17 protein-coding genes and 1 pseudogene are annotated in these 19,483 nt (G+C 66.3%); 9 read left to right on the forward strand and 9 right to left on the reverse strand.

All coding sequences use genetic code 11. The features are described from left to right. Positions 1-42: 42 nt before the first annotated feature. The 6 genes from ACYVF3_RS13535 to ACYVF3_RS13560 form a co-directional block, all read right to left on the reverse strand. The gene (locus tag ACYVF3_RS13535) at positions 43-1,179 is read right to left on the reverse strand and encodes a CaiB/BaiF CoA transferase family protein (protein WP_461154585.1); all 1,137 of its coding nucleotides are present in this window, start codon (positions 1,177-1,179) and stop codon (positions 43-45) included. Between the two features lie 96 nt (positions 1,180-1,275). Then, the gene (locus ACYVF3_RS13540) at positions 1,276-2,625 is read right to left on the reverse strand and encodes a phenylacetate--CoA ligase family protein (RefSeq protein WP_461154586.1); all 1,350 of its coding nucleotides are present in this window, start codon (positions 2,623-2,625) and stop codon (positions 1,276-1,278) included. Between the two features lie 54 nt (positions 2,626-2,679). After that, positions 2,680-3,906, reverse strand: a complete 1,227-nt coding sequence (locus ACYVF3_RS13545; protein ID WP_461154587.1) for an acetyl-CoA C-acetyltransferase — start codon at positions 3,904-3,906, stop codon at positions 2,680-2,682. 88 nt (positions 3,907-3,994) lie between these two features. Further along, on the reverse strand, positions 3,995-5,152 hold the full coding sequence (locus ACYVF3_RS13550; protein ID WP_461154588.1) for a CaiB/BaiF CoA transferase family protein: 1,158 nt from the start codon (positions 5,150-5,152) through the stop codon (positions 3,995-3,997). A gap of 167 nt (positions 5,153-5,319) precedes the next feature. Then, on the reverse strand, positions 5,320-6,714 hold the full coding sequence (locus tag ACYVF3_RS13555; protein WP_461154589.1) for an MmgE/PrpD family protein: 1,395 nt from the start codon (positions 6,712-6,714) through the stop codon (positions 5,320-5,322). A 41-nt stretch (positions 6,715-6,755) separates the two neighbouring features. Further along, positions 6,756-8,216, reverse strand: coding sequence for an aldehyde dehydrogenase (locus tag ACYVF3_RS13560; RefSeq protein ID WP_461154590.1), 1,461 nt, complete (start codon positions 8,214-8,216; stop codon positions 6,756-6,758). A 348-nt stretch (positions 8,217-8,564) separates the two neighbouring features. Here ACYVF3_RS13560 and ACYVF3_RS13565 point away from each other — a divergent pair, with 348 nt between their 5' ends. Further along, positions 8,565-9,740: a CaiB/BaiF CoA transferase family protein gene (locus tag ACYVF3_RS13565; RefSeq protein WP_461154591.1), complete on the forward strand. Its 1,176-nt coding sequence runs from the start codon at positions 8,565-8,567 to the stop codon at positions 9,738-9,740. Between the two features lie 36 nt (positions 9,741-9,776). Here ACYVF3_RS13565 and ACYVF3_RS13570 read toward each other — a convergent pair whose 3' ends face one another. Continuing rightward, on the reverse strand, positions 9,777-10,949 hold the full coding sequence (locus ACYVF3_RS13570) for a LuxR C-terminal-related transcriptional regulator (protein WP_461154592.1): 1,173 nt from the start codon (positions 10,947-10,949) through the stop codon (positions 9,777-9,779). Between the two features lie 88 nt (positions 10,950-11,037). Beyond that, the gene (locus tag ACYVF3_RS13575) at positions 11,038-11,637 is read right to left on the reverse strand and encodes a TetR/AcrR family transcriptional regulator (RefSeq protein WP_461154593.1); all 600 of its coding nucleotides are present in this window, start codon (positions 11,635-11,637) and stop codon (positions 11,038-11,040) included. A 133-nt stretch (positions 11,638-11,770) separates the two neighbouring features. Between ACYVF3_RS13575 and ACYVF3_RS13580 the strand changes: the two genes are divergently transcribed. The 8 genes and pseudogenes from ACYVF3_RS13580 to ACYVF3_RS13615 all read left to right on the forward strand — a co-directional run. Next, the gene (locus tag ACYVF3_RS13580; RefSeq protein ID WP_461154594.1) at positions 11,771-12,628 is read left to right on the forward strand and encodes a CoA transferase; all 858 of its coding nucleotides are present in this window, start codon (positions 11,771-11,773) and stop codon (positions 12,626-12,628) included. Between the two features lie 154 nt (positions 12,629-12,782). After that, a complete protein-coding gene (locus tag ACYVF3_RS13585) occupies positions 12,783-13,955 on the forward strand; it encodes a thiolase family protein (protein ID WP_461154595.1) in 1,173 nt (390 codons plus the stop codon). An 11-nt stretch (positions 13,956-13,966) separates the two neighbouring features. Beyond that, on the forward strand, positions 13,967-14,710 hold the full coding sequence (locus ACYVF3_RS13590) for a 3-hydroxyacyl-CoA dehydrogenase (protein WP_461154596.1): 744 nt from the start codon (positions 13,967-13,969) through the stop codon (positions 14,708-14,710). A 13-nt stretch (positions 14,711-14,723) separates the two neighbouring features. Then, the gene (locus tag ACYVF3_RS13595; protein ID WP_461154597.1) at positions 14,724-16,409 is read left to right on the forward strand and encodes a long-chain-fatty-acid--CoA ligase; all 1,686 of its coding nucleotides are present in this window, start codon (positions 14,724-14,726) and stop codon (positions 16,407-16,409) included. Then, on the forward strand, positions 16,402-17,175 hold the full coding sequence (locus tag ACYVF3_RS13600; RefSeq protein WP_461154598.1) for an enoyl-CoA hydratase/isomerase family protein: 774 nt from the start codon (positions 16,402-16,404) through the stop codon (positions 17,173-17,175). Before ACYVF3_RS13595 ends, ACYVF3_RS13600 begins: the two co-directional genes overlap by 8 nt. A gap of 11 nt (positions 17,176-17,186) precedes the next feature. Continuing rightward, complete coding sequence (locus ACYVF3_RS13605) at positions 17,187-18,341, forward strand: acyl-CoA dehydrogenase family protein (RefSeq protein WP_461154599.1); 1,155 nt, start codon at positions 17,187-17,189, stop codon at positions 18,339-18,341. After that, entirely contained in the window at positions 18,338-18,805 is a 468-nt protein-coding gene (locus ACYVF3_RS13610) for a MaoC/PaaZ C-terminal domain-containing protein (RefSeq protein ID WP_461154600.1), read from the forward strand. The genes ACYVF3_RS13605 and ACYVF3_RS13610 overlap by 4 nt, the downstream gene beginning before the upstream one ends. Before the next feature lie 177 nt (positions 18,806-18,982). Next, a pseudogene (locus ACYVF3_RS13615) lies at positions 18,983-19,179 on the forward strand (FAD-binding protein); the annotation flags it as partial. 55 nt (positions 19,180-19,234) lie between these two features. On the opposite strand, the gene ACYVF3_RS13620 reads toward ACYVF3_RS13615, so the two are convergent. Next, positions 19,235-19,474 carry a hypothetical protein gene (locus ACYVF3_RS13620; protein WP_461154601.1) on the reverse strand — a complete coding sequence of 80 codons (240 nt, stop codon included), beginning with the start codon at positions 19,472-19,474 and terminating at the stop codon, positions 19,235-19,237. Between the last annotated feature and the right edge of the window lie 9 nt (positions 19,475-19,483).

A 19,483-nucleotide genomic window follows, 5' to 3' on the forward strand; every position in this document is an offset into this window, starting at 1 on the left:
TAGATCGTATTCTTGCTGCCCTATGAGCCGACGAGGACTACGTCAGCGTCTTGATCCAGCGGGCTCGCCCGTCCAGGATTCGATCAGCTCCTGCACATCGACGACCTGCGCGCTGGGAGGGGCCGGTTCCCTCGCTGGAGTCCGGCTGAAGCGCGGCGCCGGCGAGGGGTGCAGCACGCCGTCGATGCTCTGGAAGACCTGCCGCTCCGCGTTGTGCGGATCTGCGGCTGCTTCCTCGAACGTCAACACCGGGGTGACGCATGCGTCGGTGCCGCCGTAGATGGAGGCCCACTCGGCCTGCGTCTTGGACGCCACCGCTCCCGCGATCAGCTTCCTCAACCGAGGCCAGGAATCCCGGTCTTGCTGGTCCGGCCAGTTGCTGGTGTCGACGCCCAGCCGCGAGATGAACGCCTGGTAGAAGTCTGATTCCAGAGCGCCTACCGCGATGTAGCGTCCGTCCGCGCAGAGGTACGTGTCGTAGTACGGCGCTCCCGAGTCCAGCCAGTTCGTACCGGGCTCGTCGCTGAACAGACCGGCAGCTCGCAGGCCCTGGAGCTTGGCCGTCAGGAGCGCGACGCCGTCGACCATCGCGGCGTCCACGACCTGTCCTCGTCCGGATCCGCGCGCCTCCAACACAGCGCACACGATGCCGAAGGCCGCGACCGTTCCACCACCGGCGTAGTCGCCCAACAAGTTGATCGGAGGACGCGGCGCCTCACCGGCCCGAGCCATGGCGTGCAGCGCCCCGGACTGCGCGACGTAGTTGATGTCGTGACCGGCCTGCCTCGACAGCGGCCCGCTCTGTCCGTAGCCCGTGAGCCGAGCGTAGACGGCAGTCGGGTTGCGCTCCAGCACGACGTCGGGCCCGAGGCCCAACCGTTCCGCAACGCCGGGGCGATACCCCTCCACGAACACGTCCGCCGACTCCACGAGCGTGAGGACTGCTTCCACGCCGTCGGGGTCTTTGAGGTCGACCGCGACGGCATCCACTCCCCTATCAGCCAGGTCGTGTTCGGGGCGCAGCCCCTCGGTGTTGGCCAGCGCACGCTGCCTCCGGTTGGCCGGGCGAACCACTCGGACGACCTCCGCCCCCATGTCGGCCAGGAGCATGCCGGCGAAGGGCACCGGGCCCATACCCGCGAGCACCACGACCCGAACACCTTCCAAAGGCCCGCTCACGCCACGCCCTCCCCAATATCCGCCGACGTAGGGCACTGCCCATCAGGATTTTGCTCGTTCACTGCACGACGCGGACACGCACGCGCTCCGCCACCGTCACACATCTCGTTCGATCAGCGCGACCTTGACGTGGTCGGGCCGCTTGAGCGTCCCGTCCGGGACCATCTCAACATTCGTCTTCACGTTGAGCGCCGAGCGGATGCGCTGTTCGAGCTTCGAACGGAGCTCATCCCGCTGGTGCTCATCCATGCCCCGCGCGTGCTCGACGACGACGGGAAGCGGGCGCTGAGTTGAATGGCCTTCGAAGTCCGGCCGAATCCGCATTTCGCCGGTCGTGTCCGGGGCGAGTTCGACGACCAGTTGTTTGATCGCCGACGGGAACACGTTGATACCGCGGACGATCAGCATGTCGTCGGTGCGCCCGATGCAACGCACCTTGAAACCCGTCCTCCCACAGGAGCAATCAGTCCCAGTGACGACGACGTGATCTCTGGTCCGGAATCGAAGAACGGGTGACGCCTGGCGGCGCAGCGCGGTGTAGACAAGCTCACCTTGCACACCCTCGACGGGGTCGAGTCGATCACCCGTGTCCGGGTCGATCAGTTCCGCGACCATGAGGTCGGGAGACAGGAAGTGCATTCCGTCGTTGGCCTCGCACTCGCCCCAATAGGTGCATGCGATGTCGGTTCCGCCGAGCATCTCCCGCGACGTCGCGCCCCACAAGTTCTCGAGGTTCTCGCGCACGGCGGGAAGACCGCCTCCGGGCTCGCCACCGACGCTGATGGCCCGGACACCGAGATCACGAGCGGAAAGGCCGACGATCTTCGGCGCCTGTTCAGCGAGATGGGCCAAGAAGTGCGGCGTTCCGATCATCGCGTTCGGGCGTTGATCGGCCTGCACCCGCAGCAATCGCTCCGCGCCCGCTTCGGCGCCGATGGGGATGTCGACGATGCCCATGTACTGCATGATCTGGATCACCGGTAGCCCACCGACGAAGCCCTTGCTCATGCCGAACGCGTGCAGCAGTCGATCTCCCGGGCGGAACCCGTTCGCGTACAGCGCGCGGGCGCCCAGCTCGCACCAGGTCTCGATATCGGTGCTGGTCAGCCCCACGTACGACGGGCTGCCCGTGGTACCGGACGACGCCTGCACCTGCACGATGTCGGCCGCGTCAGCGGCCACATGCGTGCCGAGAGGCGGCGAGGAGGCCAGGCTGTCGCGCAGTTCCTGCTTCTCGGTGAACGGCAACTCGGCCAGATCATCGACCGTCCTGATCTTGGCCGCCTCGACCTTGTGCTCGGTGAATTTGTCCTGGTAGAAGGCGCTGTTCGCCGCCAGGTACGCCAGCTGTTCACGCAGGCGTTCGTCCTGAATCGCGCGGGCCTGCGCAGGGGAAAAGGTCTCGACCTCGCTCCAGTACTGGGCCGAGAAAGGAGCGGCTGCCATTGACGCCTCCAGCGTATCTTTCGTGCTCCGACAAATGAGTTCCTGCGGCGGTGCTCACGCCGTTTCGAAGGTCGCGGCCAGCCCCTGCCCACCTCCGACGCACATCGTGGCGAGTCCAGTACCACCACCGCGCCGGGTGAGCTCGTGCAGCAGCGTGGTGACCATCCGCATGCCGGTGGCACCAATGGGATGGCCGAGCGAGATTCCGGATCCGTTGACGTTGAGCCGATCGTGGTCGTGCCACCCCCAGCCCTCCAGAACTGCCAGCACCTGCACGGCGAACGCCTCGTTGAGCTCCACGAGATCCAGACCGTCCAGGAACCCACGTGTGTCGGTGCCGGCCCGGGCGGCGAGCTTTCCGACGGCGGGCACGGGACCGATGCCCATTCGGGCCGGGTCGCAGCCAGCCGCGGCCCAGCCGCCGAGGTAGCCGAGCGGCTCCAATCCGAGTTCGCTCAACCGGTCCTCGGCGACGATCAGGCAGGCTGCTGCGGCATCGTTCTGCTGAGCGGCGTTCCCCGCCGTGACGGTCCCGTCGGGCACGATGGTCCGCAAGCGGGCCAGCGTGTCCGGAGTCGAGTCGGGGCGGACTCCTTCGTCGGTGCTGACGACGATCGGGTCGCCCTTGCGCTGCGGGACCTCGATGGGGACCACCTCGGCGTCGAACCGGCCATCCCGCCACGCCGCGCCAGCCCGTTGCTGGCTGCGCGCTGCGTAGGCGTCCGCCTGCGCCCGGCTGATGCCGCAATCGGTGGCGAGGTTCTCGGCCGTCTCGATCATCCCCGAGATCCGTCCGAAGCGGGCTTCCGGCTGCGATCGCTCACGCCCCCGGTCGAGCCGGTCGTAGAGCGAAACAGTGCCGGCGCGAGCGCCCCACCTCGTCGCTGTCGAGTAGTACTCGATCCGGCTCATCGATTCGACGCCGCCCACCAGGACCACGTCGGCGGCACCGGTCTGAACCATCATGGCGCCTGTGACCAGGGCTTGGAGCCCACCACCGCACCGGCGGTCCAGCTGCATTCCCGGAACCTGGATCGGCAACCCGGCGTGCAACGCCACCCAGCGCCCTACGCAGGGAACCTCGGAATTGGCGTAGGACTGGGCGAAGACGACGTCGTCGATGCGCTCAGCATCCACACCAGACCTCGCCACCACCTCCCGGACGACCGCGGCCGCCAGGTCCTCCACCGGCACATCGCGAAGGGCTCCGCCAAAAGCGCCGACGGGCGTGCGCATGGGGCTGACGATCGCGGCGCGTCGCAAAGAATTCGAAGCGGACACGGTTCACTCTCCTAGACTGGGCTGCTCGGCAGCTCTTCCTCTTGCTATGCCGCGACTTCGTGCCCACCGAGGCGGGTGCAAGACGTCTTCATCGATCAGCCCGTCCTGCTTCGGCGACCTCCGCGCGGATCGCCTCGGTGTCCGCGCCCAGCGCGGGAACACGGCCGTCGGGGACCTTCCACTCCGTGCCGAGCGCGGGCGGGAGGAGGACCGGCACCGGACCAACAGGCGTGCCCACTTGCCTCCAACGACCGCGCTCGGCCAGTTGCGGGTGGTTCGCGAGATCGCGAACGCTGTTCAGCCGGGCGTTTCCGATTCCTGCTTCATCGGCGAGCAGCTGGATCTCAGCCAGATCGCGCTGAGCGCACCATTGTTCGAGGATCTCGTCGAGCTCCTCACGCAGCGCCACCCGATCCGCGTTGTGGGCATAACGGGAGTCGTCCGCCAGCTCAGGGCGTTGCAGGAGGTCCCGCGCCAACCGTTGCCATTCGCGGTCGCTGGTCGTACCGAGCACAGCCGTTTGGCCGTCCTTGGTGGCATAAGCACCATAAGGCGCGATCATCGGCGACCCCATGCCCACTGGCTCGGGCTCCGGCCCACCGTGCAGCACACCGTTGAGCGCGAAGCCCATCATCTCGGCCACGACATCGAGCATCGCGATCGGAATCACGGTGCCGCGCCCACTGTGCTGACGCTCGTACAGCGCGGCCAGAACTGCGGATTTGGCGTAGAGCGCCGTCCCGATGTCGGCGATGGGCACGCCTGGTTTGGCGGGAGCGCCGGGCAAGCCGGTGATCGAGCAGGAACCGCCTTCGGCCTGGACGAGCAGGTCGTAGGCCCGCTTGTGGTCGAGCGAACCACCGGTCCCGTAGCCGGAGATGTCCACGACGATCAGCCGCGGATGGCGCGCCACCAGATCAGCCGGATCCAGGCCCAGCCGCCGCAGAGCGCCGGGAGCCAGGTTGCTGACCAGCACATCGGCCTTCGCCAGCAATCGCGCGAAGACCTCGATGTCGGAGGAGTCGGTCAAGTTCAGCGCCGCTGATTCCTTGCCGTGGTTGAGCCAGACGAAGTGCGCCGCCATACCGCGCACCACGTCGTCGTAATGCCGCGTCGAGTCACCACCGGCGGGGTTCTCGATCTTGACCACCCGCGCCCCCAGGTCTGCGAGGTGGCGAGTGCACAGCGGGGCCGAGATCGCCTGTTCGATCGACAGGACCGTGACCCCCTCCAGGGGAGCGCTCACGCAGCGGCTCCTTCCACATCAACGACAACAAAAATATATTATGCTTTCTATTTGGTTAGGTCAATGGCAAGAGATCAAACGGCCAACCCGCTTGCGCCTGGGACCAAGCACGCGGACTGCGGCGAACTCTCTGGTTCCCGTGCCTGCTTGCCGTGGGACGGCCGAGATCAGGCCCTCAGCAGTGCCGCGAACTCGGACGCCGGCGTGTCCAGGTCCTCCGTTGTGATAGCGCTCAGAAGCGCTTCGCTGCGTTCGGCGCCGATCACCGAAACGGTCAGCTCGTGGAACTTCGCGTCCAGGTCCTCCTGCGGCATCGGGTTCTCGGCGGTCCCGGTGGGGTTGTCGACGAACACGCTCTCACTGGTGCCGTCCTGGTAGCGCACCGCGATGTCGCCTACCCAACGGCCCCGGTAGGACGTGTCCAACTCCGGCTTTACCTCGATCCGGACCTTGCTCGCCAAGATCGCCACGTCGCTGCCCTCACCGATGTCGAGCCGACCGGCCATGTAGTCGTGGTGGCTTTGGAAGCCGTTGCCCTTGCCCAGCATCGACAGGGAGAACTGGTAAGGGAGGCTGTACTGGAGGTGTTCGATGATCTTCGGCGCTCTCGCGTTCGCGTTCTTGTTGCCGATCACCACGTCACCGCCGGTCTGAATTCCCAACAGCACCGATTCGACCTCGGCCGGGCGCCCGGCCAACCGACGTGCCCCGTCGATGTACGCGTGGTTGATTCCGCAGCAGCAGTAGGGCTTGACCCACACACGGGTGATCTCGAAGGTCTTGTCCAGGCCGAACGTGGCGGCGGCTTCATCGGGGACGGACCGGCCAACGAACGCGTGGAAGAAACCCTTCGCGCCGGACAGGAAGGTGGTCGGGCCGGTGATACCGGCGGCGGCCATCTCTGCCGCACGGATCCCGTTGCGAGTGCCGATCCCCGAGTGAACGCGCTTGATCGAACCTCCAGACGAGGTGTACTCGGTGGTTCCCGACGCGTGGCTGAGGCCGATGGCGAGCGCGTGCACCGTGGTCTCGAAGTCGAAGCCGCGCATCTTGGCGACCACGGCGGCAGCGCCGAAGTTCGACAGCAGCCCGTGCGGGTGGAAGCCGCGTTCGAGCAATTCGGGTGCGGCCAGGTTCCCGATCCGGGTGTAGACCTCGTACCCCGCGACGATGCCTGTCACGACCTCCCGCATCGAGGACCCGAGTTCCTCACCGATGGCGAGCGCGGCCGACACCACACAACTCCCGGGATGTGATGAGCTCGCGCGGTGGGCGTCGTCGTACTCGAAACCGTGTCCGAACGTCGAGTTGACGAACGCGGCGTCCGCAGCGCTCATCGCATCACCGCTGGTAGTCACGTGCGAGCTACCTGGAGCATGGGCCGAGCGGGTCAGGTCGAGAACTGCTCGGCTCCACGGCAGTGCCGCACTGCCGATCTGGACGGCCAGCTGGTCCTGCATCAAGCGCCGAGCCCCGGCGAGCGCGTCGGCGGGGATCGAGTCGAAGGTGAGCTCGGTGACGAGCTTCGCCGCAGCCTCTTCGACCGGGGGGATGGTTTCCATGGTGGTCGCCTTTCGCGTGCAGGGTCCGGACAGCGGCATGTTCACCGCGGCAAGCCGTACGACTTGAGTTCGACGTAGGCGTCGAAGCCCTCGAGGCCTGCTTCGCGTCCGATCCCGCTGTTCTTGAAACCGCCGATCGGTGCGGTGAAGCCGACCGGATTGCCGTTGACCTCAACAGTGCCGGTGCGGATTTGCCGCGCCACCGACAAGGCGCGGTCGGTGTCGTCTGAGAACACCGAACCGTTGAGTCCGTACTCAGAGTTGTTGGCGATCTCGACGGCCTCTTCCTCACCCTCGAACGTGTGCACCGCGAGCACCGGGCCGAAGATCTCCTCTTTAGCGATCTTCGCGTTCGGATCCACGTCGGCGAACACCGTCGGAGCGACGTACCAGCCGCGGTCGAGGTGACCGGGGCGATCCCCGCCAACGAGCAGCGACGCTCCCGACTTCGTGCCATCGGCGATGTAGCCCTCCACCCGGGCGCGCTGGTTCGCGCTCACCAAGGGGCCGATTTCGGTCTCCGGGTCGAACGGGTCGCCCACCGGCATCGACTTGATCAGCTCAACCAAGCGATCGTGCAGTTCGTCCCGCCGCGACCGCGCCACCACAATTCGTGTCTTGTTGCTGCACACCTGACCGCTGTTGCGCAAGGAAGCCGCTCGAATGGCGGGAATGACAGCGTCGAGATCGGCGTCTTCGAGCACCACTGCCGCCGACTTGCCACCAAGCTCGAGCGTCACCCTGCGCAGATCCTGGCCGCACAGAGAGGCGATCCGCCGCCCAGCCGCAGTCGAACCGGTGAACGAGACCTTGTCCACGCCGCTGTGGCGCACGAGGTGCTCGCTGGCCTCGCGCTGAGCGGGGACGATGTTCACGACCCCTTCCGGGAGCCCGGCCTTCTCGAGCAGGTGACCGAGCAGGTACGAGTCGAGCGGTGTCTCGGGCGAGGGTTTGATGACCATCGTGCATCCTGCGAGCAATGCAGGAGCGAGTTTGATCATCGTGATGAGCAGCGGTGCATTCCACGGCACGATTGCAGCGACGACACCGACCGGTTCGCGTATGACCAGCGCACTACCGGTCGCGGACTTGCGGGTATCGGCCCACGGGTAGCTGGGTGCGAGTTCCAGGAAGGCGTCCAGCAGCAGACGCGGGGCGATGGCCTGCATCTTCGTCGAGAGAGTGATCGGACAACCCATTTCGGCGCTGACCAGCTTGGCCACGTCGTCCTCGTGGGCGGCGAGCTCAGCGCTGAGCTCGCGCAACACCGCGATCCGCTGCTCGAGCGGCATGCGAGGCCAAGGCCCCTTGTCGAACGCGTGGCGCGCCGAGCTCACCGCGGCGTCGATATCGGCTTCAACGCCTTCCGGGACACGTGCCACCGGCTGCTCGGTGGCGGGTGAAATCACCTCGAAGATCCGATCGGACGCCGGCGGCACCCACCGACCTCCGACGAACAACTTGTCGTACTGACCTTGCCAGAGATCCGTCTGTCGGTTCATCGGGTCGTTCCTCTGTCTTTCACCCCGGCTCACGGAAGATCCGAACCGGTGGTCGCAGTCGCGGTGCAGGAGAGGCGAGTCACCAATGTAAACTACATAATATTTTTTCTTGACGGAAGTGCTGCCGTCCGCAGGAGTAAACTCCCAGCGCAGACCCGCATCAAGGGCACAACTTGGGCCGCTGGATACCGCCACGGCTTCACCCCGTGCCCAACGGACGCGACCCTCACGGTCGACGCCCAGGGCCCCGCGCAACCGGGCCGAGTCCGCGGCGCCCGGAGGTTGACCGACCGAGCTCGCTCATATTATATAAAATATGACAGTAACCTGGCAGTGAAGGCGGGCACCATGCAGCACAAGCCGCTCGACGGCATCCGAATCCTCGAGATCGGGGGCTACATCGCCCTCCCCTTCGGGACATCGTTCCTCTGCGCGCTGGGCGCCGAAGTCGTGAAGGTGGAGCGCCCCGTCACCGGCGAGGACTTCCGCCGTCACCAGAACGATCGGAGCCCGTACTTCCGCCAGTACAACACCGGAAAGCGCAGCATCTCGGTAGACCTCAAGACGCGTGAAGGAATTGCGGTCGTCAAGGCATTGGTTCCCTTCTTCGACGTCGTGCTCGAAAATCTCCGGCCGGGCAAGGTCGCGGCGATGGGACTCGGACCCGAGGACTGTCGCGCGTTGCGCCCGGACATCGTCTACGGCTCGGTCACCGGTTTCGGCACCACCGGTCCTTTGGCGGACCGCCCTGCCTACGACACCATCGGGCACGCTTTCGGTGGTCTGTACTCGCTGTTCAGCGACAGCGGGCGCCCGCAGCTCGCAGGCGGCTTGAGCGCGGATCTCGTCACCGGCCTCAGCACGGCGACCGGCGTGCTTGCCGCACTCGTCGGCCGCCTCAAGACCGGACAACCGCAGCGCATGGAGACCTCGATCATGGAGGCCGTTAGCGTGCTCACCACTGACGGGATCACCCAGGCCTTCGAGCTGGGCGAGGATCCGACCCGCACCAGTCGCCACCCGCAGGCCCAGAACTTCTGCGTGCCGACGTCCTCCGGTGAGTACCTGGCCGTCCACCTGTCGTCCTCTCAGAAGTTCTGGACATCGCTGTGCCGGGCGATGGATCGGATGGATCTCGCCGAGGACCCGCGGTTCGCCGAGTACAGGCCTCGCGAGGCGAACTACTTCGAGCTGACGCCGATCGTCGAAGCGGAGTTCGCCACGAAGTCGAAAGAGCACTGGGAGAAGGTGCTCACCGAGAACGACGTCCCGTTCGCTCCGGTCCTCTCGATGAACGGGTATCTCGATCACGAACAAGTCCAGCACCTCGAGCTCGTCGAACGTCAGGACGACGGCCTGGCCTTGCTCCGACCCCCGTGGAAGTTCGACGGTCAGCGCCCCGACCGCGCCGGCCGAGCTCCCAAGGTCGGAGCCGACACCCGCGAAGTGGCCTCCGAAGTCTTGACCGCTCATGAGATCGATGAGCTACTCGCCTCCGGAGTGCTGTACGCCGACGAATCGTGACCGCAGCGAACGGAGGTCAACAGGGAAATCCGCGCCTCAGGAAATGTCCTGGTTCCGCTGCTCGGACAGCCAGGCCGCGATCTGGCCGCGGGAGGTGAACCCGAGCTTGACCAGAATGTGCTCCACGTGAGCCTCTGCAGTGCGACGCGAGATCACCAGGGAGTTCGCGATCTCCTTGTTGCTCATCCCCTGCGCGACGAGCCCGGCGATCTCCTGCTCCCGGCGACTCAGCGGTGTCACGCTCTCCGCCTTCGGCGTCGGCTCGGCACGACGCTGCTGTCCTAGCGCGTATCCGAGGGCCTCGTCGACTCGGACGGCCGCGCCCTGCTCGAACGACATCGCGTAGGCACGCTCACCCAACGCTCCCCTGACCTGCCGTTCGCACTGGTCGTGGTACTCCTCGAACAACGGCAGCAGGGGACCACCTTCCTCGCCGCGGATGGTGTGGGCCAGCCCGAGCAAGCAGGCGGCTCGCTCGGGCTGGCCCTCACTACTGGTGATCCACGCCAACGCCTCGGTGCACAGCCCGGCGGTGTGGTAATCGTTGAAATCTTGCAAATTCTCGAGCGCTTCCCGCACCAAAGTGGCGGCCGTTGACGCATCCCCCTGGCGCCATGCCTCCATGCCGAGCCCCCACAACGCATAGGACTGGCGCCACTTCTCACCCCGCTCGCGGCACAGATGACGCAGCTCGTTGTAGTACGCGGTCGCCTTCTCGGAGTCGCCCAACAGCGTGCTGCACACGCCCACAAGCGCGAGCGCAGCGAACAGCCAGGAGAGCTCGTCGGACGCGCGAAGCTCATCGAGGACCCGCTCCGCCGTTTCGAGCCCAACCACATAATCGTGCCCCAGCGATGCTGCGAAACCACTCAGCACCTGGACGAACATAGTGCCCGTCTCGTCACCGAGCTCCTGGTCAAGGCGCTCAGCTTCCTGAAGCAGCGTTGTTGCCTTGGACACCTCGGTTTGCAGCAACGCGAAGTGAGCCGCGTTGATCAGCAGGCACAACCGGTTCGGAGTCGCCGCGGTTTCGCGTTCCATCAAGCGATCGCACCAGTGTCGGCCCTCGCTGATCAGTCCGCTCACGCGCCAGTAATCCCGCAGGCAATCGGTGATGCGCACACCCGCAGCGGCCTCGCCCGGTTCTCGCACGCAGAATTCGAGAGCGACTCGGACGTTGGCGTGTTCCAGCCGCATCTGCGTGAACAACTCGCCCTGGCCCGATCCGAGAGCCTCTACACCGCGGGCAACTGCTCCAACAGCGGACCAGGGTCATACCGTTCCGCCGCGGCCACGCTCAGTCCTTTATGCCCACGACGAGTTCGGGCTTGTTCTGGCCGTCGCCCGACTGGCCGAATTCATCGATGATGCGGTCGACCAAAGGCTGGAGGAAGAGCCGTCCGAGCTGACGAACCATGGTGATGATGACCTGCTCGGTGACGCTGTGCCTCGTGGAGACCAGCCCCTCGCCACGCAAGCTCTCGACCTGCGCCGCTGTCAGTGTGGTGAGCTTGCCCAGGAGGTCACCTGGATGCCCAGGGGCGCCGAGGAGCGCCCGACGAAGGTAGTCGACGACCGCTGGCGAGGCCCTGAGCATCTCCGCCACGGCGGCGTCGCGAGCGGCAACCACCTCCCGGGCGGGCAGGGAGTCCGGAACGGATGCGATGGCACCTGCGAAGAGATCGACGATGTGGGACTCGACGGCCTCACGCAGCCCATCCTTGGTGCCGTAGTGGTGGACCACGAGCCCAACCGTCACGTCGGCCGCTGAGGCGACCGCCCGCATCGAAGTGCCGCTCGCCCCGTGCTCTGCGAACAGGCCCAGCGCTGCGTTGCGGATCCGCGCTTTTGCGGTGAGGTCCTCGGGACGGGAGACCGTTTCGGTCGCATCCACCATCGACTCCTCCCTTCCAAACACTCGGCGATCGTACGCCACTCAAGGTATTGAACATTCATACGGCATCCTATACAAATGTATAGTACCGAACCATTGACGCTTCGTCCTCGGAGGATCCGTGTCCCATCAGCCCTTGGCAGGCATCGCCGTTGTGTCGTTGGCGACCAACCTCCCGGGTCCGCTCGCCGCCTCACGGCTGACCTCCCTCGGCGCCGCGGTCGTCAAAGTGGAGCCACCGCAAGGTGACCCCCTGGCAGCCACCGCGCCGAGCTGGTACGACGAGCTCGCCGCCGGGCAGGACCTCGTGACCCTCGACCTCAAGGACAATGGCGACCGGGCTCGACTCGAAGACCTGCTCGTCGATGCCGACTTGTTGCTCACCGCGTTAAGGCCCTCGGCCCTTGCACGCCTGGGCCTTCCCGAAAGCATCCGCCGCCATCGACTCGCGTTCGTCGAGGTCGTCGGCCACGACGGCGACCTCTCCGAGGTACCGGGCCACGACCTGACCTACCAAGCTGCGCACGGAACGATCGTCGCTCCGATGATGCCTCTCGTCCCGGTGGCGGACCTGCTCGGTGCGGAGCGCGTTGTGACCGCCGCCCTGGCCGCACTACGTCAGCGGGATCGTGGTGATGACGTAGCACACGTCCGGGTGGCCCTGGCGGACGCCGCCCATGACGCCGCAGCCGGAGTCCGGCACGGCCTCACCGCGCCGGGCGCGGTACTCGGAGGGGCGCTGCCCGGTTACGGCATCTACGCGACAACGGACGGATACATCGCCGTGGGTGCTCTCGAGCCCCACTTCGCCGACCGCCTCGCGACGCACGTCGGGCGGACCCGGGATGCCCTGATCCACCGGTTCGCCACGAACTCCAGCCAACACTGGGAAGAACTCGGGGCGTCGCTCGACATCCCCATCGTCGCGGTACGCGAACCGCGCGCCGTCGCCGCCCAATTCCCGCTCGCCCCAACCGCAACCCCCCAGGAGTGATCATGCACCACCTCGCCAGGCTCCTCACTCGCACGGCCCGCGGATGCCCTGAACGCATCTCGCTCAGCTGTGGCGGGATCACCCATACCTACGCCGAACTCGACCGGAGCGTCGACCAGCTCACCCACGAGTTCATCGACCGTGGAGCACTTTCATGACCCGCGAAGCAGTCATCGTCGACGCCGTCAGGACACCTGTCGGGAAGCGCGGCGGCCAGCTGCGCAACTGGCACCCCACCGACCTCCTCGCTCACACCCTCTCGACTCTGGCCGAGCGCACCGGAATCGCCCCGGAACGCCTGTCCGACGTCATCGTCGGCTGCGCCCTCCAGCGCGGTGAGCAGGCCGGCAACGTCGCCCGGAACGCCCTGCTCGGAGCCGGTCTGCCCATCGCCCTGCCCGGCACCACCCTCGACCGCCAGTGCGGCTCAGGCCAGCAGGCGGTTCACTTCGCCGCCCAGGGCGTGAAGTCCGGCGAGTACGACTTCGCCATCGGGGCAGGCGTCGAATCGATGTCCCGCGTGGACCTCGGACCGCTCTTCTCCCCCGACGGCTCCCGCGGCGACTGGTACGGCGAGCGCGCCCTGGCCCGCTTCGACGGCAACCTGCCCGCCCAAGGCCCGTCGGCCGAGCTCGTCATCAAGAAGTGGGGTTTCACCCGCGAACAGCTCGACGCCTACAGCATCAGGAGCCACCAGCGCGCCGCGGCCGCGACCACAGCCAGCCTCTTCGAGTCGCAACTCGTCCCGCTTGACGCGACGACCGCTGACGGCACTCGCGTCGCGATGACGAAGGACGAAGGCATCCGTAGCACCGTCGACCCCGAGCGGGTCGCCGCGCTCATGCCTGTGTTCGCCACCGACGGCGCGATCACGGCCGCGAACGCCTCACAAATGAGCGACGGCGCCGGTGCCCTGCTCGTCGCCGAACGCTCGGCAGCCGAGGCCGCCGGTCTGCGCCCCCGGGCCCGGATTGCGTCCATGGCCGTCGCCGCAGACGACCCGGTCCTGCAGTTCACCGCAATCGTGCCCGCCAGCCAGAAGGCGCTCGACCAAGCAGGACTCACCATCAACGACATCGACCTCGTCGAGGTCAATGAGGCATTCGCCCCGGTGCCGATGCTGTGGGCGCAGGAGTTCGGCTACCCGGAGGACCAGCTCAACGTCAACGGCGGCTCCATCGCCATTGGCCACCCGCTCGGGTCCACCGGGGCCCGACTGCTGACCCAGCTGGTCAACGAGCTGGAACGCCGCGAGGCCCGCTACGGGCTGCTCACCATCTGCGAGGGCGGCGGCATGGCCAACGCCACGATCATCGAGCGGATCTGAGGATCACGACCATGGACATCATCAATCGCACCTTCGTCGTCACAGGCGGCGCGTCCGGCCTCGGCGAGGCCACCACTCGCGCCCTCCTCGAACGCGGCGCGCATGTCGTTGCCGCGGACCTCAAGGGGCCCGCTCCTGAGGGTGCCGTCTTCATCGAGACTGACGTCACCGACGCCGACCAGGTGGCCGCCGTGCTCGACGTGGCCAAGCAGCAGGGCGGCCCGTTGTCCGGCCTTGTCAACTGCGCCGGGATCGGTGTCGCCGCCAAGGTGCTCAGCAAGGACGGCCCGCATGCGCTGGACGACTTCTCTCGCGTGCTCGCGGTCAACCTCGGCGGCACGTTCAACGTGATCCGCCTCGCGGCCGAGGCGATGAGCGACAACGAACCCGGACCGAGCCAGGAGCGCGGCGTCATCATCAACACCGCCTCCGCTGCCGCGTTCGACGGCCAGATCGGGCAGGCCGCCTACTCGGCCTCCAAAGGCGGCGTCGTCGCGATGACCCTGCCGATCGCCCGTGAACTCGCCCGACACGGCATCCGCGTCGCGACGATCGCTCCCGGACTTTTCCTCACCCCGATGATGGGCGTCCTGCCCGAGACCGCCCGCGATTCGCTCGGGCAGCAGGTGCCGTTCCCGTCCCGACTCGGCGATCCGTCAGAATTCGCCGCCCTCGCGGTCCACATCGTGGAGAACCAGATGATCAACGGAGAGGTGGTCCGCCTCGACGGAGCCCTCCGCATGGCCGCCCGCTGAAAGGAAACGCCACATGACAACGCCTGATCGACAGATCATCACCGGCTATCCGTCCACAATGGGTGACGACGTCCAGCTCAACACGACCACCCTGATCCGCCACAGCGCCCGGACACACGGCGAGCGCGAGATCGTCTACCGCACGGCCGACGGTGGTTGGGAGCGCTACACGTACGCTGCGGCGTACGACCGCATCAAGAGAGGCGCCAACGCACTTCGAGGGCAAGGTGTAGGGCCGGGCGACCGCGTCGGCATCCTCGACTGGAACAGCCGACGCCACTACGAGCTGTATTGGGCCATCCCCGGGCTCGGAGCCGTCATGGTTCAGCTCAACCTTCGCCTCGGCGCCGAGGATCTCACCTTCGTCCTTGAGGACAGCGCAACGTCAGTCATCTGCGTCGACGAGAGCCTGCTTCCCCTGGCCGAGGCCGTAGCGCCGAGGCTCCCCGGAGTGCGGGCCTGGATCGTGATGACGGACAAGCCCCTATCGGAAATCAGCACAACGCTGCCAACCGTCGGCCACTACGAGGACCTCGTGGCCGCGGCGAGCGCTGACATCGAGTGGCCCGAGGTGGATGAGAGCTCCGCGTACGGAGCGTGCTACACAACCGGCACAACAGGCCGACCCAAAGGCGTCTACTACTCGCACCGGGCGATCTACCTGCACTCGTACGCCATCGCGGCAAACATCGGGATGACGCTCGACGACTGCACGATGCTGATCACCCCGATGTTCCACGGCCAGGCCTGGGGACTGCCCCAGGCCGCCACTCTGATGGCCAACAAGATCGTCCTACCTGGCCGCTACGCCGCCGAGGACACCAAGCCGCTCACCGACGCGGTCATCGCCGAGGGCGTCACCGTCACAAACGGGGCACCCGCGATCTTCCTCCCGATGCTGCACTACATCGAGACTCTCGAGAACAAGCCCGACCTCACCAGGCTGCGGATGATGTCGGGTGCGACCGAGCCGCCGCTGTCGATGATGCGCGGATTCCAGGAGCTCACGGGCGCCGAGGTCGTGCACGCCTACGGCGCCACCGAGACGACCCCGCTGGTCTGCATGAACCGATACAAGCCAGCCGTTCGAGCGCGCATGTCCCCGGACGAGCTCTTCGAGCTCAAGCGCAAACAGGGATTGCCGGTGTCAGGCGTGGAAATCCGCCTCATCGACGCCCTCGGCGATGATGTTCCTTGGGACGGTGTCACCCAGGGGGAGATCTGCGTTCGCGGACCCTGGATCACTCGCGGCTACCACACCGCGCCTACCCAAGACGAGGACCGTTTCGTCGATGGTTACTGGCGCAGCGGCGACGTCGGGACCATCGACTCCGACGGATACCTCAAGGTCACCGACCGCATCAAGGACGTGATCAAAAGCGGCGGCGAGTGGATCTCGTCGATCGACATGGAGAACCTCCTGCTGAGCCACCCGAACATCGCGGAGGCAGCGGTCGTCGGCTTGGAGCACCCGAAGTGGCAGGAGCGCCCCTTCGTACTGATCGTCACCAACCCCGGATCCGAGGTAACCCTCGCCGACGTACACGAGCACCTCTCGAACGCGTTTGCCAAATGGCAGCTCCCGGAGGCGATCGAGATCGTCGCGGAGATCCCGCGGACGAGCGTCGGCAAAGCCAACAAGAAGCACATCCGGGCCAACTACTCCAACTTCTACCGAGACAAGGCCGCCGATGCCTGACCACGTCATTGTGGACCGTCGAGATTCCATCGCAGTCCTCACCCTCAACCGGCCCGACGCCCTTAACGCCTTGAGCGCAGAGCTCGTCGGCCAGCTCGCGGACCAGCTCGCCGAATCAGGGGCGGACCCCAACGTCCGCGCCGTCGTTCTGACCGGATCAGAGCATGCGTTCTGCGCGGGCGCGGACATTACCGAGATCCCCCGCATGAAGGGGTTCGCACCGGCCGACCGCCTCGTGTTCGACCGCCTGTTCGACGAAATCGCATCCATGCCCAAGCCGACCATCGCGGCCGTCCGGGGGCTCGCGCTCGGCGGCGGCTGCGAGCTCGTCCTCGCCTGCGACACAGCCGTAGCCGGTCGATCGAGCCGCTTCGGGCTTCCCGAGGTAAAGCTCGGGGTGATCCCAGGCGCCGGTGGCACGCAGCGACTCGTCCACGCCATTGGCAAGGCCAAGGCGATGCGTCTGCTCCTCACCGGCTCCCAGGTCGATGCCGACTGGGCCTTCCGCGCCGGCCTCGTGGCCGATCTCGTCGACGACGAGAGCGTCCTGGACCGCAGTCTGGAAATCGCCGAGCAGATCGCAGACAACGCGCCAAAAGCGGTCAGCCTGGCCGCCGACTCCGCACGCCAAGCACACGACACAGGGCTGAACCAAGCTCTCGGCCTGGAACGCCGCAACTTCCTCCTCGCGCTTGGCACCTCCGATGCTCAGGAGGGCGTCGCCGCCTTTGCAGAGCGTCGCCGACCGAACTTCACGGGAAAGTAGGAACACCTCACATGATCCTCGACAACTACCGGTCCTCCTGGGACACCGACGAACTCGACGACCTGAAAAAGCTTGCCCGGGACTTCCTCAAGAAGGAATCGGTCCCGAACCATGACCGGTGGGCGGAACAGCGTTCCGTGGACCGGGATTTTTGGCGGCAGGCCGGCGCAGTCGGGCTGTTGTGCGCCAGTATCCCCGAGCAGTACGGCGGCGGTGGCGGCACTTTCGCACACGAGGCCGTCATCATGGCCGAGCAGGCGCGGGTCGCCGACGACGCCTGGGCCAACAGCGTTCACAGCGCGATCGTCGCCCACTACCTAAACGCCTTCGGCACCGAGGAACAGAAGCAGCGGTGGCTGCCCGGAATGGCGAGTGGCGATCTCGTCGGGGCCATCGCGATGACAGAGCCCACCACCGGCTCCGACCTCCAGCGCGTGCGCACGCGGGCCCATCGCGACGGTGACGACTACGTCGTCAACGGATCAAAGACCTTCATCTCCAACGGGACCCACTGCGAACTGCTGATCATCGTGGCGCGCACGAACGACGAGCCTGGCGGCAAGGGCCTGTCCCTCATCGTCGCGGAGACCAAGGACCTCGCCGGCTTCGAACGCGGCAGGGTCCTCGAGAAGGTCGGCATGCACGGTCAGGACACGCGGGAGCTTTCCTTCGTCGACATGCGGGTCCCGGTGCGGAACCTACTCGGCGCTGTGGAAGGCCGCGGCTTCGTCCAGCTCATGGAGCAGCTCCCTCAGGAGCGACTCGCAATCGCCGTCAGCGCCGCCGCCTCATGCGAGGCGGCGGTGCGCGAAGCGACCGCCTACGCGAAGGCGCGGGAAGCGTTTGGTCAAAACCTGATGTCATTCCAGAACACCCGGTTCGTGCTCGCGGAATGCGCCGCTGACGCCCTCGCCGCCCGGACACTCGTCGACCACTGCATCACCCAGCACGTGGCGGGCGACCTCGACCCGGCCACTGCCTCGATGGCGAAGTTTTGGTGCACTGACATGCAGAACAAGGTCGTCGACCGATGCCTGCAGATCTTCGGCGGCTACGGCTACATGACCGAGTACCCGATCGCGCGGATGTTCGCGGCAGCGCGCGTCCAGAAGATCTACGGTGGCACCAACGAGATCATGAAAGAACTGGTGGCGAGGTCGCTGTGACCAATCCTCCGACGTCGCGACTGCTGGCCGAGGACCTCCCCGTCGGGAAAACCCTCGACCTTGGATCCCACTCGGTGTCAGCGGACGAGATCATCGGCTTCGCCTCCGAGTGGGACAACCAGTACTTCCACACCGACCCCGGAGCAGCGCGAGACAGCTACTTCGGGGAGCTCATCGCGAGCGGCCTGCACACGCTGTCCATCTTCCAGCGACTCTCGGTCGCAGCGATATTCCACCGTTACGACGTCATCGCCGGCAAGGAGATCAGGCAACTGCGCTTCCTTCGCCCGGTGCGGGCCGGCGACGACCTGACGGGGACACTGCACATCGACTCGGTCGGGCCGGACAGCCGCGGGCGCGCCCTCGTCTCCATGACAGGGGCCCTGCACAACCAAGACGAGCGAGCCGTCCTCGATGTTCACATGGACTCACTCGTGGCCACAGCGGAGGCGACATTCCGCTGAGCCCACCGACTGCACGGAGAATTGCTCATCCTGGGCGTGAAAGTGGCCGCGCCGACCGTCAGGACGGTATTCCAGACGGCTGGGATCCATCCGGCACCCGAACGCAACTCCGGCACGTGGGCGGACTTTCTACGCTCCCAGGAGTGCAGGACGCGGCGAAGTCGCCGAAGATCACCGGCCGCGAACCTCGACGTGGTCGAGAAGCTCGCCGACTCCCTGGGGGCCGCGGTGAGTGCGGCAGTGGACTCGGGCGACTACCCGCACCAGTTGTCGGTCAGGCCAGTAAAAACGTCTCACCGCAGCACTACATCACCCTCGGTATCTCCGGTGCAATCCAACACAGGGCGGGCATGCACACCTCGAATACGATCGTCGTCGGTGACCTGTTTCCAGGTCACACTCCCACCTCCGCCAGGATCGCCAGCACTGTCAGGAACTGATCTCCGTACAGGCGCGCTCGTACGCGCCGATGACCACGGAATCAAACCCACGATCCGGTCGCTGCGCGGCGGCCAGCATGGCCGCGGCGCGGGGGCGCTTGGTCCAGGACCACCAGCGCGAACAGCTCATGTTGAAGCACTCTGCCACGATCGTCCCGTACCCGGCGATGGTTTCCTCGGCAACTTTCCACCTGCCAGCCTCGCGACGGCGAACCACACCAGCGGCCAACGCTTGGTT

This window comes from Saccharopolyspora tripterygii (assembly GCF_054778355.1).

Coding starts and splice junctions, on each gene's coding strand:
- ACYVF3_RS13590 (WP_461154596.1), top strand. CDS start 13,967: ATGGACATCATCAATCGCACCTTCGTCGTCACAGGCGGCGCGTCCGGC.
- ACYVF3_RS13565 (WP_461154591.1), top strand. CDS start 8,565: ATGCAGCACAAGCCGCTCGACGGCATCCGAATCCTCGAGATCGGGGGC.
- ACYVF3_RS13575 (WP_461154593.1), bottom strand. CDS start 11,637: ATGGTGGATGCGACCGAAACGGTCTCCCGTCCCGAGGACCTCACCGCA.
- ACYVF3_RS13560 (WP_461154590.1), bottom strand. CDS start 8,216: ATGAACCGACAGACGGATCTCTGGCAAGGTCAGTACGACAAGTTGTTC.
- ACYVF3_RS13540 (WP_461154586.1), bottom strand. CDS start 2,625: ATGGCAGCCGCTCCTTTCTCGGCCCAGTACTGGAGCGAGGTCGAGACC.
- ACYVF3_RS13600 (WP_461154598.1), top strand. CDS start 16,402: ATGCCTGACCACGTCATTGTGGACCGTCGAGATTCCATCGCAGTCCTC.
- ACYVF3_RS13585 (WP_461154595.1), top strand. CDS start 12,783: ATGACCCGCGAAGCAGTCATCGTCGACGCCGTCAGGACACCTGTCGGG.
- ACYVF3_RS13555 (WP_461154589.1), bottom strand. CDS start 6,714: ATGGAAACCATCCCCCCGGTCGAAGAGGCTGCGGCGAAGCTCGTCACC.
- ACYVF3_RS13605 (WP_461154599.1), top strand. CDS start 17,187: ATGATCCTCGACAACTACCGGTCCTCCTGGGACACCGACGAACTCGAC.
- ACYVF3_RS13595 (WP_461154597.1), top strand. CDS start 14,724: ATGACAACGCCTGATCGACAGATCATCACCGGCTATCCGTCCACAATG.